Origin of the sequence: Nocardiopsis sp. NPDC006198 (assembly GCF_040613895.1) — a bacterium.
GTDB classification, from domain to species: Bacteria; Actinomycetota; Actinomycetes; order Streptosporangiales; family Streptosporangiaceae; genus Nocardiopsis; species Nocardiopsis tropica.
Map to the genome: position 1 here is coordinate 194,563 of NZ_JBEXSY010000001.1, position 13,811 is coordinate 208,373.

11 protein-coding genes are annotated in these 13,811 nt (G+C 74.5%); 5 read left to right on the forward strand and 6 right to left on the reverse strand.

Features of this window, described 5'->3' with window-relative positions:
* Positions 1-157: 157 nt before the first annotated feature.
* Genes ABZ234_RS00945 through ABZ234_RS00955 form a run of 3 tightly spaced genes read left to right on the forward strand, consistent with a single transcriptional unit; the run spans position 158 to position 2,697 of the window.
* On the forward strand, positions 158-451 hold the full coding sequence (locus ABZ234_RS00945; RefSeq protein ID WP_355010444.1) for a hypothetical protein: 294 nt from the start codon (positions 158-160) through the stop codon (positions 449-451).
* Positions 444-1,205, forward strand: coding sequence for a GNAT family N-acetyltransferase (locus ABZ234_RS00950; RefSeq protein ID WP_355010445.1), 762 nt, complete (start codon positions 444-446; stop codon positions 1,203-1,205). Before ABZ234_RS00945 ends, ABZ234_RS00950 begins: the two co-directional genes overlap by 8 nt.
* A gap of 28 nt (positions 1,206-1,233) precedes the next feature.
* Positions 1,234-2,697, forward strand: coding sequence for an NAD(P)/FAD-dependent oxidoreductase (locus ABZ234_RS00955; protein WP_355010446.1), 1,464 nt, complete (start codon positions 1,234-1,236; stop codon positions 2,695-2,697).
* 81 nt (positions 2,698-2,778) lie between these two features.
* On the opposite strand, the gene ABZ234_RS00960 is transcribed toward ABZ234_RS00955, so the two are convergent.
* From ABZ234_RS00960 to ABZ234_RS00975, 4 genes are all read right to left on the reverse strand, one after another.
* Positions 2,779-3,696 (reverse strand): AraC family transcriptional regulator, encoded by a 918-nt coding sequence (locus tag ABZ234_RS00960; protein WP_355010447.1) that lies wholly within the window; start codon positions 3,694-3,696, stop codon positions 2,779-2,781.
* 70 nt (positions 3,697-3,766) lie between these two features.
* On the reverse strand, positions 3,767-4,675 hold the full coding sequence (locus ABZ234_RS00965; protein ID WP_355010448.1) for a zinc-binding dehydrogenase: 909 nt from the start codon (positions 4,673-4,675) through the stop codon (positions 3,767-3,769).
* A gap of 613 nt (positions 4,676-5,288) precedes the next feature.
* Entirely contained in the window at positions 5,289-6,794 is a 1,506-nt protein-coding gene (locus ABZ234_RS00970) for a multicopper oxidase domain-containing protein (protein WP_355010449.1), read from the reverse strand.
* A 197-nt stretch (positions 6,795-6,991) separates the two neighbouring features.
* Complete coding sequence (locus tag ABZ234_RS00975) at positions 6,992-8,314, reverse strand: MFS transporter (protein ID WP_355010450.1); 1,323 nt, start codon at positions 8,312-8,314, stop codon at positions 6,992-6,994.
* A gap of 120 nt (positions 8,315-8,434) precedes the next feature.
* Here ABZ234_RS00975 and ABZ234_RS00980 point away from each other — a divergent pair, with 120 nt between their 5' ends.
* Positions 8,435-8,992, forward strand: coding sequence for a helix-turn-helix transcriptional regulator (locus ABZ234_RS00980; protein WP_355010451.1), 558 nt, complete (start codon positions 8,435-8,437; stop codon positions 8,990-8,992).
* 34 nt (positions 8,993-9,026) lie between these two features.
* Here ABZ234_RS00980 and ABZ234_RS00985 read toward each other — a convergent pair whose 3' ends face one another.
* Positions 9,027-11,726 (reverse strand): AAA family ATPase, encoded by a 2,700-nt coding sequence (locus tag ABZ234_RS00985; RefSeq protein WP_355010452.1) that lies wholly within the window; start codon positions 11,724-11,726, stop codon positions 9,027-9,029.
* Between the two features lie 168 nt (positions 11,727-11,894).
* Positions 11,895-12,632, reverse strand: coding sequence for an NAD(P)-binding domain-containing protein (locus ABZ234_RS00990; protein WP_355010453.1), 738 nt, complete (start codon positions 12,630-12,632; stop codon positions 11,895-11,897).
* Positions 12,633-12,784: 152 nt separating this feature from the next.
* Here ABZ234_RS00990 and ABZ234_RS00995 point away from each other — a divergent pair, with 152 nt between their 5' ends.
* On the forward strand, positions 12,785-13,633 hold the full coding sequence (locus ABZ234_RS00995) for a LysR family transcriptional regulator (RefSeq protein ID WP_355010454.1): 849 nt from the start codon (positions 12,785-12,787) through the stop codon (positions 13,631-13,633).
* The last annotated feature ends 178 nt before the right edge of the window (positions 13,634-13,811 follow it).

The window sequence follows — 13,811 nt, forward strand, 5'->3', positions numbered from 1 at the left end:
CTCACCCGGTTTTCGCGGGTCGTCCGCCCCGGCGCAGGCAGGCGTGCAGGGAGCGGGTCCGGGCATTGTGGTTGCGGTGGTTCTAGTCTGCGGACGGGCCAGCGGGTGAAGGACCGGCCGGGTTCGGTCGGGCGGGTGGTGGCCGTCGTGACGACGAATGCTCGACGTCATGGTGGCCCTGGACCGGCCCGACCGCGCGCAGGCTCCGAGCGCCGGCGGCGTCTCCTTCGCGGCCCGGGAGCTGCCGCGGCGCCCGAAGGAGGCCGACCTGCTGTTCGCCTTCGTGCTCTCCGACGGGAAACCGGAGCTCGCCCTGACCTACAACAGCGAGATCTTCCGCGCGGAGCGCCCCCGAGGCCCGCTGGAAGGCCTCTGCCCTATTCTCGACGCCATGGCCGGCAACCGGCCGGTGGCCCGGATCCTGGACCGTGAGGAAACCCCGTATGAGTGACCACGACCTGTTGGCGGGGCTCGACGGCGAGCGCCGGGCCTCGGGGGACAGCACCGGCCGGGGAGGCGTCGTCCGCGAGCACGCGGCGGACGGCTCCGAGCGCCGGATCGTCTACGCGCGCTGCGCCCCCGGGGAACTCGACGGGGTCATCCGGGAGGAGGCCGACCTCGCGCGCCGGACGCCCTACACCCTGGAGTGGAAGGTCTACGGCCACGACACCCCCGCCGACCTGGGCGAGCGGCTCACCGCCGCGGGTTTCGAGCCCGACGACCGGGAGAGCGTGCTGGCGCTGGCGGTCGACGGGGCCGACCCGGCGGCCTTCGACCCGCAGGGGCGCGACATCCGGCGCGTCGTGGACGAGCGGGGCCTGGACGACTACGCCGAGATCGCCGCCGCCCTCGGTCGGCGCGACGTGGAGCAGGAGCGGCGCAGGCTCGCCGAGGGGCTGCGGAGGGCACCGGAGGCGATGAGCGTCCACATCGCCTACGAGGACGGCCGCCCCGCGGCCTGCGGCCGGATCCACCTGCGGCCGGGCGGCCCCTACGCCGAGCTGGCGGGCGGGCGCACCCGGCCCGAGCACCGCAAGCGGGGCCTGTTCACCGCGCTGGTCGGCAGCAGGCTGGGGGAGGCGCGGGAGCGGGGGCGCACCCACGTCCTGGTCGACGCCCTGCCGACCTCGGAGCCCACGCTGCGCAGGCGCGGCTTCGAGCCGGTGACCTGGACCCGGCCCTACGTCTACGAACCCGGCGCCTGAAGTCCGCCGGGGTGTGGAAGGGGGAGGCATGAGCGAGGACGTCGCCGTGGTGGGGAGCGGGCCCAACGGCCTGGCCGCAGCGGTCACCATGGCCCGGGCGGGCCTGTCCGTGGCCGTGTACGAGGCTGCGGAGGACATCGGCGGCGGCCTGCGCACCTCGCCGCTGTTCCGTGACGACGTGGTGCACGACCTGTGCTCGGCCGTGCACCCGATGGCGGCGGCGTCCGCGTTCTTCCGCGAGTTCGACCTGGCGGCCCGGGGCGTGGAGCTGCTCACGCCGCGGATCAGCTACGCGCACCCGCTGGAGGGCGGCCGTGCGGCGCTCGCCCACCACGACCTGGACACCACCTGCGCGGGCCTGGGCCGTGACGGGCGAGCCTGGCGGGCGTTGATGGAACCGCTGCTGGAGCACAGCCGCGCGGTGGTGGACTTCGCGCTGGGCCGGCAGCGCAGCCTCCCCGCGGACCTTCGCGCCCCGCTGCTGCTGGGGCTGGGCATGCTGCGCCACGGCACCCCGTTGGCCCGGCACGCCTTCGCGGGGCCGGAGGCCGCGGCGCTGCTCGCCGGGGTGGGCGCCCACGTGGTCGGCCGCATGCCCACGCCCTCCTCGGCCGCGGTCGCCCTCCTGCTGGGCCACCTCGCCCACGGCTCCGGCTGGCCGCTCCCGCGCGGCGGCAGCGCGCGGATCGCCGAGGCGATGGCGGCCGACGTCCGGGCCCACGGCGGAACCCTCGCCACCGGGCAGCGGATCGACGACCTCAGGCAGGTCCGAGGCGCGCGGGCCGTGTTCCTGGACCTGTCCCCGAAGGAGTTCCTGAGGATCGCGGGCCCGCTGCTGCCCGGCGCCTACCGCGCGGGCCTGCGCGCCTTCCGGTACGGCCCCGGGGCCGCCAAGGTCGACTTCCTCACCTCGGAGCCGATCCCCTGGGCGAACCCGGAGGTGGGGGCGGCGGGGACGGTCCACCTCGGGGGCCGCCAGGGGACCGTGTTCCGGCAGGAGTCCCTGGTTGCCCGGGGCAGGCCGGGGGAGGCGCCGTTCGTCCTGGTCGTGGACCCGGCCGCGGCCGACCCCGGGCGCGTGGGCGCCGGGGGGCACCGGCCGGTGTGGGCCTACGCGCACGTGCCCCACGGGGACCCCGCCGACCCCGCCGAGCTCGTGACCGCCCGCATCGAGCGGTACGCGCCCGGGTTCGCCGACACCGTGGTGGCGCGGAGCTCCCGGAGCGCGGCCGACCTGGAGCGGTACAACCCCAACTACGTGGGCGGCGACATCGCCTCCGGTGCGATGACCCTCCGACAGACGCTGCTGAGGCCCGTGCCCCGCTGGGACCCGCACCGCACCCCTCTGCGCGGCGTCTACCTGTGCTCGGCGTCCGCCCCGCCCGGACCCGGTGTGCACGGCATGGGGGGCCACCTGGCCGCCAGGTCGGCGCTGCGCCACGAGTTCGGCGTGCGCACGCCTCCGGCGCTGTCGCCGGCGCCCCCGGGGTAGGGCGTGTCCGTTCGAGCCCCGGACCGGGGACGGCCGGACCGCACCCGTGCGCAGGTGTCGCCGGTGACCTCCTGCCCGCGATCACCGGCGAAACCGGGAACGGTACTCCCCGGGGGCCGTGCCCCGGGCACGTCTGAAGGCACGGCTGAAGGCGTGCGGCGAGGCGTAGCCGACCGCGCCGGAGATCGACTCGACCGGCTCGTCGGTGTCGCGGAGCCGGACGGACGCCAGGTCGATGCGCCACTGCGTCACGTACGCGCCCGGCGTCTGTCCGAGGGCGGACCGGAAACGCCTGGACAGCGTCGCCCGGGAGACGCTCGTCGCGACGGCCAGGGCCTCCGTGGTCCAGGGGCGTTCCGGTTGGGCGTGGACGCGTGCCAGGGCGTCGCGCACGACCGGATCACGCATCGCTCCCAGCCATGAGCCGGACCGTGCCTCCGGGTGGCGCTCCAGCCAGGCGCGTACGAACTGGACGAGCAGGAGGTCGACGATGCTGTTGACGGCGGCGGCGGTGCCGATCTGCGGCTGTGCGAGCTCCTCGGCGAGAAGTTCGGCGGTCCTCCCGAACTGCGTGTTCTGGCGGGCTGTGACGTGCATCGGCCGGGCCAGGGATGTGAGCACCGGTGTGCTCACCTCCGGGTCCTGCTCATAGTGCAGGACGATCACCTCCGTCTGTACCGGCTCCGAGCCCAGCCGCAGGGCTCGGCCGTCGCCGAAAGACCGGGCCGCCGCCTCACGGTCGCAGGAACCCATGGTCACGTCGGCGCCGCCGGCTATCCCGTGCGCGGTTCCCGGCGGCACCAGGACGGCGTCTCCGGCCTGCACCTGAAGAGGTTTCCCGTCTGAGGCGTGCAGCCACACCGTGCCGCGAGAGACCACGTGCAGTGTCGCTCCCGGAGAGGAGTCCAGCCACAGGCCCCAGGTTCCTCCGGCCTTCACCATGACCCCGAGTGCCCCACGCGAACCCGAGACACGCAAGACCTCCGCCAACACGTCCATGGGTCCATTCTCGTCCGCGCCGCGGACCGTCCGCCGACGGGCGACGGCGCGCGTCCCCTCGTTCACAGCTTCAGGCCACGTCGAGAACGACCTTTCCGTGCACCTTCCGCGCGAACAGCGCCTGGACGGCGTCGTCCACGTCCCGCCAGTCGCCTCGCAGGCCGACCGGCGCCGAGAGCCTCCCGGCGGCCATGAGGCCCAGCAGGTCCGCCAGTTCTCCGCTGGTCGGTGTCATGTCGCCGTAGGTGGCGATGCTGCGGGGTTCGCCGAAGCCGAACAGGGCCCCTGGCGGGAACGTGGTCTCCTGCCCCGAGGAGTAACCGACCAGGTGGATGGTGCCGCCCTCGGCGAGCGAGTTCCACGCCCGGGCCACCAGCGGCCCGCCGACCGTGTCCAGGACGAGGTCGAACCGGTCCCCGGTCTCGGCCAGGTCGGTCAGGACCTCGTCGGCGCCGAGTCCGCGCAGTCCGGCGGCCCGGTCCGGCGAACCGACGAGTGCCGTCACCCGGGCGCCCGCCAGCGCCGCCAGCTGGACGGCGAAGTGCCCGACGCCCCCGCTGGCACCGGTGACCAGGACGTTGCGCGCCAGCAGGGAACGCTTGCGCAGCACCCGGAACGCGGTGACTCCGGCGATCCCCAGCGCGGCGGCGTCGGCCAGGTCCACGCCCTCGGGAACGGCGCCGAGCGAGGCGGGGCCGACCGCCACACGCTCCGCCCACGCGTGAGGGGTCATTCCCAGTGCGACACGCGTACCTTCGGGCGGCCCCGAGCCGTCGGATGCGGCGCGCACCACGACTCCGGCCGCGTCGTGACCGTGCACGGCGCCGGCCGGCCACCGGTGCACGTAGTTCAGCTCTCCGAAGTTGAGGCCGATGTGCCGTATCTCCACCAGCGCCTCACCGGTGGACGGTACGGGCTCGTCGACTTCGGCGAACCGGACGGGACCGGCCTCGCCGTGAGCGACCACGAGGGCGCGCATAGGATGTGTTTCCTTCTGTCGTCGATAAAACGGAACGCTCGGCGCGGCAGTGGGTCAAATACGCAAATACCGTGCTGCCGACCTCTTGAAATCCTACGCAGGATCGGGGAGGCGGCCAGCCCTGTGAGAATCAATCAGTTGACGATCTGTGTCAGTGCGTCTCGCGGCGCGTCGAGCCCTGTATCCCTCCTGTGGTCGGCGCTGTGACGGGCGAGGAGCGGCAGGACGGCCCGGCGCGGCCGGCCTGGGGGCATACGTCCGGCGTCGGTGCTCCGGCGGAGGAAATCGCTCAACAAAGGTCACGGGGATTACGGAAGAGGCTCCGTCGCAGTAATTCCGTTATCCACTGCGAAAACCCCTCGATGGGATCGTGAGTACGCGGAAGTCCGACAATCCGACCTGAAAAGGAATCACCGCTACCGCTGTCCGCCGACACCCTCCTGTGGTGAGGCCGCGGGGCCGGGTGCGGCGACTGACCGGGCTGCTGTGCGGCACACCGTGGCTTCGGGAGAACCGTGCCGTGCGCGGGCGCCGCAGGGCCGGGGGCGCGGCCGGCCCACCCCTCCGGCGACGGGCCGACCGCCCCGACGGCGGCCATCGCGCAGCGCGCCCCTCAGGCGTGGTCGTGCGCAGCCGGCACCGCGCCGACCTCCTCACCCTCGCCCAGCACGACGAACTGGCCCATCATCCCGTCGTCCTCGTGCTGCAGCAGGTGGCAGTGGTACATGTACGGCATGTTCGGGTCGGTGTGGCCGCCGAAGCGCATCGCGAGCCGGTAGCGCCTGCCCTGGGCCACCATGACCGTGTCCTTCCAGCCCCGCAGGTGGGGCGGCGGGGTCTCGCCGTCGACCGTCAGGACCTGGAACTGGACGTCGTGGACGTGGAAGTTGTGCAGGTAGCCGTTGTCGTTGGTCACCTCCCACACCTCCACGGTGCCCTCGCGGACGCCGAAGTCGATGCGGTCCATCGCCATCGAGCGGTCGTTGATCCGGTCCGAGGCGAGCACGAAGGAGCGCTCCTGTGCCACCGCCTCGGCGGCCAGGTCCGGCGCTGCGCCGAGCACCGCGGGGACCTCGGTGTCGTCGGACAGGGTGTCGGCGGCCCTGAACCGGCAGATGTCGAGCAGGTCCGCGAAGCCGTCGAGCCTCCCCGACGCCCCGCCGTACTCCGGGGAGGGGTAGGAGCGCAGTTCGACGGTCTCGCCGGGCTCGAAGGCCACGACGATCTCCGCCCGCTCGCCCGGCGACAGGTGCAGGCGGTCGGTCTCCCACGGCTCGGCGAGCAGGCCGCCGTCGGTGGCCACGAGCGAGAAGGCCCGGTCGTCCGAGAAACCGAAGTTGTACAGGCGGGCGTTGGACCCGTTGAGCAGTCGCAGCCGCACGAGCCCGGTCGTGACGTCGAAGTACGGGCCCAGCGTGCCGTTGACGAGGATCTCGTCACCGATCACGCCCAGCGAGCCCGCCAGCGGGATCCTCTCCTCGAACTGGTTGTCCCGGTCGAACGCGCGGTCCTGGACGATCATCGGGATGTCGTCGACGCCGTACTCCGAGGGCAGGTTCAGCGCGTCGGTCGCGTCGTCGTCGACGATGAACAGCCCGGTCAGGCCCCGGTACGTGTGGTCTCCGGTCGCCCCGTGCACGTGGGGGTGGTACCAGAGCGTCGCCGCCTGCTGGTCGATCCTCCACCGCGGCTCCCACGTACCGCCGGGGGCGACGGTCTGGTGCGGTCCGCCGTCCATGGCCGCGGGCAGGTGCATGCCGTGCCAGTGGAGCGAGGTCTCCTGGTCCAGTTCGTTGCGCACCGCGAACGCGACCTCCTCGCCGCGCCGGGCGCGGACCGTGGGGCCGAGGTAGGTACCGTTCACGCCCCAGGTGCGGGTGGCCGCCCCCTCCTTGAACGCCGTCTCGCCCGACCGGAGGCCGAGCGTGAACACCCGGGCCCCCGCCTCGCCGGGCGCGGACCCGGCCAGGGGAGGGATGGCCAGCGCCGAGTCGAAGCCGATCCTCCCGACGGTGTCCCGCTTCGCGGCGGCGTAGTAGGCGCCGAGGCCGCCCCCGGCGAGGGCGAACGCCCCGCCGATGCCGATGCCGAGGACCTTGAGAGCTGTGCGACGTTCCATGGGACGAACATCCCGCGGAACGGGGCGCCCTCGCGTCGGCGATACCTACGTAGACGGTTCTCCCGGGGCTCCGGGGCCCCGGAGAAACAGGGCGCGGGCCGCCGTGGCCCCGCTGCCCTCCTCCGGCTCTGGTGACCGTCGGCGGAATGGTGCTCCGACCCGCGAGCACACCGGTACCTGCGTGGCCGCAGGCCCGGTCATCCCCGCGGCCGGCGACAACCGGCCCCCGGCGCGGAGCCGGCCGGCCGAAAGCCTGGCGGCCCGTGTCCGTCGGTGTCCCCGCAACCGCGGGCGCTGACATCCTCGCGGCCGTCGACGTGCGTCAGGGGCTGGGGCCGGCGTCCACGGCGGACCAGGACGGCGTGGAGCGCGGCCAGGCACGACGCGAGCAGCAGGAGCGCCGCACTGCCGAGGAGCGCGGTCGGCAACCCCTGGAGGGCGAGCAGGCCGCTGGTGGCGATGACGCCGAGCGAGTTCGCCGTGCGCAGGAGGGCGAACATCTCCGCACGGCGTCCGGGCGGTGCGAGTTCGTCGATGACCAGCGAGTAGAACGTCCCCAGGAGCGGCAGGAAGAACCCCAGGACCGCCGCTCCCGCGAGGGTCGGGGCGATGTGCCCTCCGGCGAGGATCACGCCGGAGGCCGCGGTGCTCATCACGAGGAAGAAGGCGACCTTCCAGCGCTCCGGCACGCGGTTGCGGAGGCTGACCCAGACGCCGCCGGTCACGGCGCCGACGCACAGGACCGAGGCGAACAGGAACGCCCAGCCCGGATCGAGCCCGAAGGAGAGGGCGAACGACACGGCGCCGACCTCGACGGCCGCGACCGCTGCGCCCCCCGCGGCCGCGCAGAACAGCCAGAGGAGCACCTCGGCGGGGACCCGCCCGCCCGTGCCGCCGGGTCGGCCGTCCTCCGGTCCGCGCGCCTGCGGGATCGGGGGCAGCAGGAGCATGGGCCCCACCCCGAGCACGGTGATCGCCGCCATCGCCCCGACGGGCGAGACCGCGCCGAGCAGGGACGCGAGCACGGGGGACAGCACGAAGTTGATCTCGTTGAGCGTCGCGGCCACGCCCAGCGCCCGGGGGAGCCCACCCGGGGAGACCAGGTGGTTGAGGAGGAGCCGCTGGTAGCCGTAGGCGGCTCCGTTGACCAGGCCCGCGGCGACGACCGCGGCGACGAGGAACGCGAACGGGGCCCCCACGGCCGCCAGCACGGTGACCGCGGCGAGGGCGATCGTGCGCACGGCGATCAGGGCCCGAAGGTAGTGCACACTGTTGAACCGCCTGCCCAGGCGCGAGACGGGGACGGCGCCCAGGACCTGGGCCGTGGTCATGGCGAAGACCATCGTGGCGCCGGACCCGACCGAGCCGGTGAGGGGGAGGGCCACCAGGCCGAAGGCGATGGGCGCGGCGGCCTGCGGCACGCCGAGGGTGCCGTAGGCGAGCTGCCACCGTAGGATTCTGGCCCTGGCCTGCGGCGTACCCGTCTTCCGGGGCGGGGGAGTCACGTGCTTGCGGGTCATTCGCGCCTCTCAGCTTCGTCTGTGCACACGGCGGACGGGCCGGCCCGGCAACCGAACAAGCACGCGTGAGCATTATAGTGCTCATCCTGGATCCGTCCCGAGACACCGGCTGAGGAGCGCATGACCGAGCAGATCCGACCCGAGGTGGTCGTCCTCCTGGGCAACCGCATCCGTGCGGTACGGCAGGGCAAGGACCTGAGCGTGGTGAAGCTCGCCGAACTCAGCGGGGTGAGCCGGCGGATGCTCACACAGATCGAACTGGGCCAGGCCAACCCGAGCATCGGGACGGTCGACAGGATCGCCTCCGCGCTGGGCACGACGTTCCCGGCGCTCGTCGGCGTGCTGGAGGAGGGCTCGCCCGAGGGGGTCGAGGTGTGGTCGACGCCGAACGGGAGCTGGGCAAGCCTCCTGCAGGCGGTCCAGACGAGCCAGGTGTTCGTCGAGATGTGGAAGTGGCACCTGGTCGGGGACGACCGCTACCACGTCTCTCCCGCCGCGGGCGCACCCGAGGCCATGGCCCACGTCCTCCAGGGCCAGCTCCTCGTCCGTTCGGCCTCGTCGGATCTGCGCGTCGACGCAGGGGGGTCGGCACGGATCGGGCACACCGCGGACCACACGTTCGAGGCGGGCACCGACGTCGCCGTCTTCCTGGGGGTGGTGACGATGCCCCGCCTGTGAGACGCCTTCTCCGCCCCGCGCGGATGAACCGGCCCTACGCGGACGGGGACAGGTCGGGCAGGTCCTTGAGCTGTCGGCGGGAGGTGAGCCCCAGCTTGCGGAAGATGTTGCGCAGATGGGCGTCGACGGTGCGCGGGCTGATGAACAGCCGGGCCGCCACCTCGTTGGACGTCGCGCCGGTGGCGACCAGGCGGGCGATGTGGAGCTCCTGCATCGTGAGCCGGTCGCGGGTGTGCCCGGAGCGGCTGCGGGCCGTCTCTCCCGTGGCCCGCAGCTCGTCGGCGGCCCGCCGGGCGAACGCCTCCAGCCCCGCGCCGGAGAGCAGCGCGTGCGCCGTGCGCAGGTGCGGACGGCAGTCCCGGCGGCGCCCCTCGCGCCGCAGCCACTCCCCGTACAGGAGGTGGGCCCTGGCCCGGTAGGGGAGCAGCGGACCGTCCGCGAGGAGTTCGACGGCCTCCCGGTAGTCGTCCTCGGCGCCGCTCACCAGTCCCCGGGCGTAGGCCGCCACGCCCAGGCCCGTCGCCGTCCCGCTCGCCCGGGTCCGTTCGGTCAGCGACGCCAGCGCCTCGGCCGCCGCTTCGCGCTCGCCGCACCGCACGGCGGCCTCCACCAGCTCGGGCAGGGAGAACCCGGCGATGAAGAGGTCCCCGTGGGCGACGGCCCGCCGGGCCTCGACCAGCGCGGCCCGGTAGTCGGCCAGGCCGTTGTGCAGCACCGCCCCGGCCCAGTGGACGTTGGCGACCAGCTGCCCCACGCCCTGCGTCGCCGCCGCTGCCGTGGCGGTCCCGAACAGAGCGAACGCCTCCTCGCGGCGGCCGCGCATCGCCGCCAGCTGCAACCGGTGGTAGGTGATCGAGGGGGCGCCGGTCGCGTCGGCGATCGCCTCCTCCTCGGCGATCGCGGCCATCGCCCGGTCCAGGTCGCCCGCCAGCGCGGCGCCGGAGGCCGCCTGTGCCAGACCGAGGCGCAGCACGAGCGGCGACCCCGACTCGCGGCCGTTCTTCATCAGCCACTCGATGATCGTCGCGTGGGTGCGCGGGTCCCACAGCTCGGCCGCCAGTGTGACCGCGAGCGCCGGGTGCCGGGTCCACAGCGCCTCGCCGGCTCCGTCGAGGGCCTCGCGGATGAGGGGGACCGCCGCGCGGTGCCCCTGGGCGGCCAGCACGGTCAGCGCGTCCAGGACGTCGGGCCCGTGCGGGGGTGGCGCGCAGTCCTGCGCCGCAGCCAGGACCGTGTCCATCACACCGCTCGCCTGGCCGACGAGCAGGCCCATCTCCAGTGCCTCCAGGTAGCTCTCACGGGACCGGGCGGGGTCCAGGGGCGCGAGCCGGCGCGCGGCGCGCAGCATGAACACCGGGCCGTCGCCGTCGCCCGGGCGCACGAAGGCGATCTGCCCCCGCAGCAGGTCGGCCTCGGCGTTCCGGAGCTCGTCCGGGCCCGAGCCGTCCACGGCCGTGAGCAGTCGTGCGGCCCGGTCGGCGTCGCCTGCGGAGAGCGAGGCCCGCGCCGCCGCGAGGGTCCGTCCGATCCGCCGGTCGGCGTCCAGCGTCAGCTCCGCCGCACGTTCGAGGAACGCCGCGGCGGCCACGGCTCCGCCACGGGCCTCGGCGCGCGACGCCGAGCGCTCCAGCTCGTCGGCGACGCCGTCGTCGGGTCCCGCGCTCGCCTGGGCGCGGTGCCAGGCGCGCCGGTCCGGGTCCACGACCGGGTCGGTGACCTCGGCGAGCGTGCGGTGGGCCAGCCGGCGCTCGTCCGCCTCCGCCGACCGGTAGACCGCCGTCCGGGCCAGCGGGTGGTAGAAGCGGATGCGGGTGCCGAACTCCACGAGCCCGGTGGCGGAGGCGGCGGCGCCGGCGGTCGGCAGGTCGATGCCCAGCCGCTGCGCGGCCGGCCACAGCAGCCCGGGATCGCCCGTCGGGTCGGCGCTCGCGACCGTCAGCAGCCGCCGTGCCCCGGCGGACAGGCCGGCCAGCGCCTCCCGGAAGCCCAGCTCGACACGGGTCGTCACCGAGGACGCGTCCGGCGGCGCGAAACCGCCGGCCCTGGGCAGGGCGAGCAGTGCCAGGGGGTTCCCGCGCGCCTCGGCCACGATCCGCTCCCGGACCTGCTCGTCCAGCACCTCGTGGCTCAGCGACGCGAGCAGCGTCCGCGCGTCGGCGTCGGCCAGTCCCTCGACGGTCAGGCCCGGCAGGTCGTCCAGCTCCCCGGCCGGACAGGGCAGCCGCACCCCGAACACCAGGGCGAGCGGTTCGGCGGCGACCCGGCGCGCGAGGAAGGCCAGGACCCTGGTCGAGGCCGCGTCCAGCCACTGGGCGTCCTCGACCAGGCACAGCAGCGGGCGCTCCCGCGCCGCGGTCGCCAGCAGCCCCAGGGCCGCCAGTCCGACACGGAACACGTCCGGGGTTCCCGTCGCGGCCCCGAACGCGACCAGGAGGGGGTCGCGGTGCTGGGACGGCAGCTCGTCGAGGTGCCCCAGCACCGGCAGGCACAGCTGGTGCAGGGCGGCGAACGGCAGCTCCGCCTCGTACTGGGACCCGGACACGTGGACGACCCGGAACCCGGAGGCGGCGTTGCGGGCGTGGTCCAGCAGGGCGCTCTTGCCGATGCCCGCCTCGCCGCGCAGGACCAGTGCCCCGCCCCGGCCCGCCCGCGCGGCCCCGGTCAGCTCCTCGATGCGGTCGCTCTCGTGCCGCCTGCCGACGAGTGAACCGCGAGGGGGAGCTGGCGTTCGCATGGGACGTACGTTAGCAAGGGCGCGAATCCGGCCGGGTCGGTCGGACCGTCGCTCTCCCGGCGGCCGGGACGCTGCGGCAGCCGGCCCCGCCCCCCGCCGTGGCGCCCGCACGGGAGCCGAGGAGGGGGCGGGCGGACGCCCGGCCGTGCCGCCGGGGCGGATCACCCGCTAGGACATCCGGAAACCCGCGGGCCCCCGCACCGTGTCGGCGAGCTCCTCGATCCGGGCGGCGGACACGGGCACACCGGGCGCCTGCTGGACCCAGGCCACGAATTCCCCGGGAGTGAGGCCGGACGGCGGTCGCCCCACGTACGGGAGGGCGTACAACGGGGTGTTGGGCTCGCTGCGCCAGCTGTCGGCCAGTGTGCCGAGGTCCACCGCGTCGAAGCCCAGGACGTCCAGCAGCTCGGCCACCTCCTCCTTGGCGTCCGGGTCGTCGCCGGAAAGCGGTACCGCGGTGCGGTCGGGGGCCCCGGCGGGGCGGAACAGCTCCAACAACTGCTTGGGGCCGATGTTGTGCAACGCCTTCACCACCCGGGCGTCCGCGAGGTGGCGTTGCACCAGTTCGCTGGAGGTCAGCTCGTCGCTGTCGAGTTCCGGCACCTCGAAGCCGGGATGCGGCGCGTAGTTCATCGGGTCGATCACGGTCTTGCCGGCGAGCTCGGCCCGGGGCAGCCGCTCGTGGGCGGCCAGCGGCACGGAGGCGATGACCAGGTCACCGGCGCTCGCCGCTTCGGCCGGGGTGGCCGCGCGGGCCCGCCCGCCGAGCTCCGCGACGGGACCGGCCAGCGTCCCGGGGCCGCGTGAGTTGCTCAGGACGACGTTCAGGCCGGCGTCGACGGCGCGGCGGGCGGCCCCGAGGCCGACCATGCCGGTGCCGATGACGCCGAGGGTTGTGGTGCTCACTCTGTTCTCCGTTCGCGTCTCCCGCGCGTCGCGGCCTCCAGTGGACAGGAGGACCGCTCCGGCGGGCTCGTATCCATCACAGCCGGAGCGGGCTACGCGAACAATGACCACAAACGCCCGGCAGCGATCACATCATGTGATAGATCAGGCAGATGGAACTGAGGGCGCTGCAGTACTTCGTGACCGTCGCCGAGGAGCTGCACTTCGGGCGTGCGGCGCAACGGCTGGGCATAGTGCAGCCGGCGGTGAGCCAGCAGGTCGCCCGGCTCGAACGCGAGCTCGGAGCGGGCCTGCTCGACCGCACCTCACGCCGGGTACGGCTCACCCCGGCGGGCGAACGGGTGCTCGCCGAGGCCCGTAGGACCCTCGCCGCGGCGGCCCGCGTGCGGGTGGTCGCCGCAGAACCGGCGGCCGTCCTGCGGATCGGGGTCGCGTCCTGCGTCACCCCACGGCTCGACCGGGCCTTGGGCCGCCTCGGCGACGGCGAACGCCCCGCCGAGCCGAAACTGGTCGACCTGCCGGTGGCCGCGCGACTCGACGCCGTCCGCGACGGCGAGCTGGACCTCGCACTGGTGCGGGGAGCGTTCACCTCCGCGGCGATGACGGTCGTGCGCGCCTGGTCCGAGCCGCTGCACGCAGTGCTCGCGCGTGAGCACCCCGCCGCCCGCAAGCCCGCGGTGAGCCTGCACGACCTCGATCCGCACGGCCTGCGGGTTCCCGCCCGCGCCAGTGACCCGCCGATGCACGACGCGATCCTCGCCGCCCTGCCCGTGGCCCCGCTGCGGCCGCCTGCCGGGGACGTGCTCAACGTGCTGTTCGAGGTGGGCCGGGATCCCGGGGGCTGGACGCTGATGCCGGCCGAGCAGTTCGACGGGACCCGCTCCGAGCGGCTGCTCCAGGTGCCGCTCGACCCGCCGGTGACCGTCGACGGCCACGTCGTCACCTCACCGGCCACCCCGGAGCCGTGCGTGGCGTCGTACGTGGCCGCGTTCGCGGATTGAACCCCCGCCCAGGGTGAGCGGGTCTTGCCGGGAAGGCACGCCCCGCCCCGAGCCGGCGGCGACACGCTGAGCTCGCCCGCCCGGACCGGCCTCCGGTCGCGGATCTCCGCCGCCCGGGGAGAAGCCGGCCGGGCCGGGGCGGCCCACCCCGGCCCGGGCACGCCGGGGCTCCGGGAAC

Excerpts from the sequence above, each read along its gene's own strand:
- ABZ234_RS00945 (WP_355010444.1), top strand. The coding sequence starts at position 158 with ATGCTCGACGTCATGGTGGCCCTGGACCGGCCCGACCGCGCGCAGGCT.
- ABZ234_RS00950 (WP_355010445.1), top strand. The coding sequence starts at position 444 with ATGAGTGACCACGACCTGTTGGCGGGGCTCGACGGCGAGCGCCGGGCC.
- ABZ234_RS00955 (WP_355010446.1), top strand. The coding sequence starts at position 1,234 with ATGAGCGAGGACGTCGCCGTGGTGGGGAGCGGGCCCAACGGCCTGGCC.
- ABZ234_RS00960 (WP_355010447.1), bottom strand. The coding sequence starts at position 3,696 with ATGGACGTGTTGGCGGAGGTCTTGCGTGTCTCGGGTTCGCGTGGGGCA.
- ABZ234_RS00965 (WP_355010448.1), bottom strand. The coding sequence starts at position 4,675 with ATGCGCGCCCTCGTGGTCGCTCACGGCGAGGCCGGTCCCGTCCGGTTC.
- ABZ234_RS00970 (WP_355010449.1), bottom strand. The coding sequence starts at position 6,794 with ATGGAACGTCGCACAGCTCTCAAGGTCCTCGGCATCGGCATCGGCGGG.
- ABZ234_RS00975 (WP_355010450.1), bottom strand. The coding sequence starts at position 8,314 with ATGACCCGCAAGCACGTGACTCCCCCGCCCCGGAAGACGGGTACGCCG.
- ABZ234_RS00980 (WP_355010451.1), top strand. The coding sequence starts at position 8,435 with ATGACCGAGCAGATCCGACCCGAGGTGGTCGTCCTCCTGGGCAACCGC.
- ABZ234_RS00985 (WP_355010452.1), bottom strand. The coding sequence starts at position 11,726 with ATGCGAACGCCAGCTCCCCCTCGCGGTTCACTCGTCGGCAGGCGGCAC.
- ABZ234_RS00995 (WP_355010454.1), top strand. The coding sequence starts at position 12,785 with ATGGAACTGAGGGCGCTGCAGTACTTCGTGACCGTCGCCGAGGAGCTG.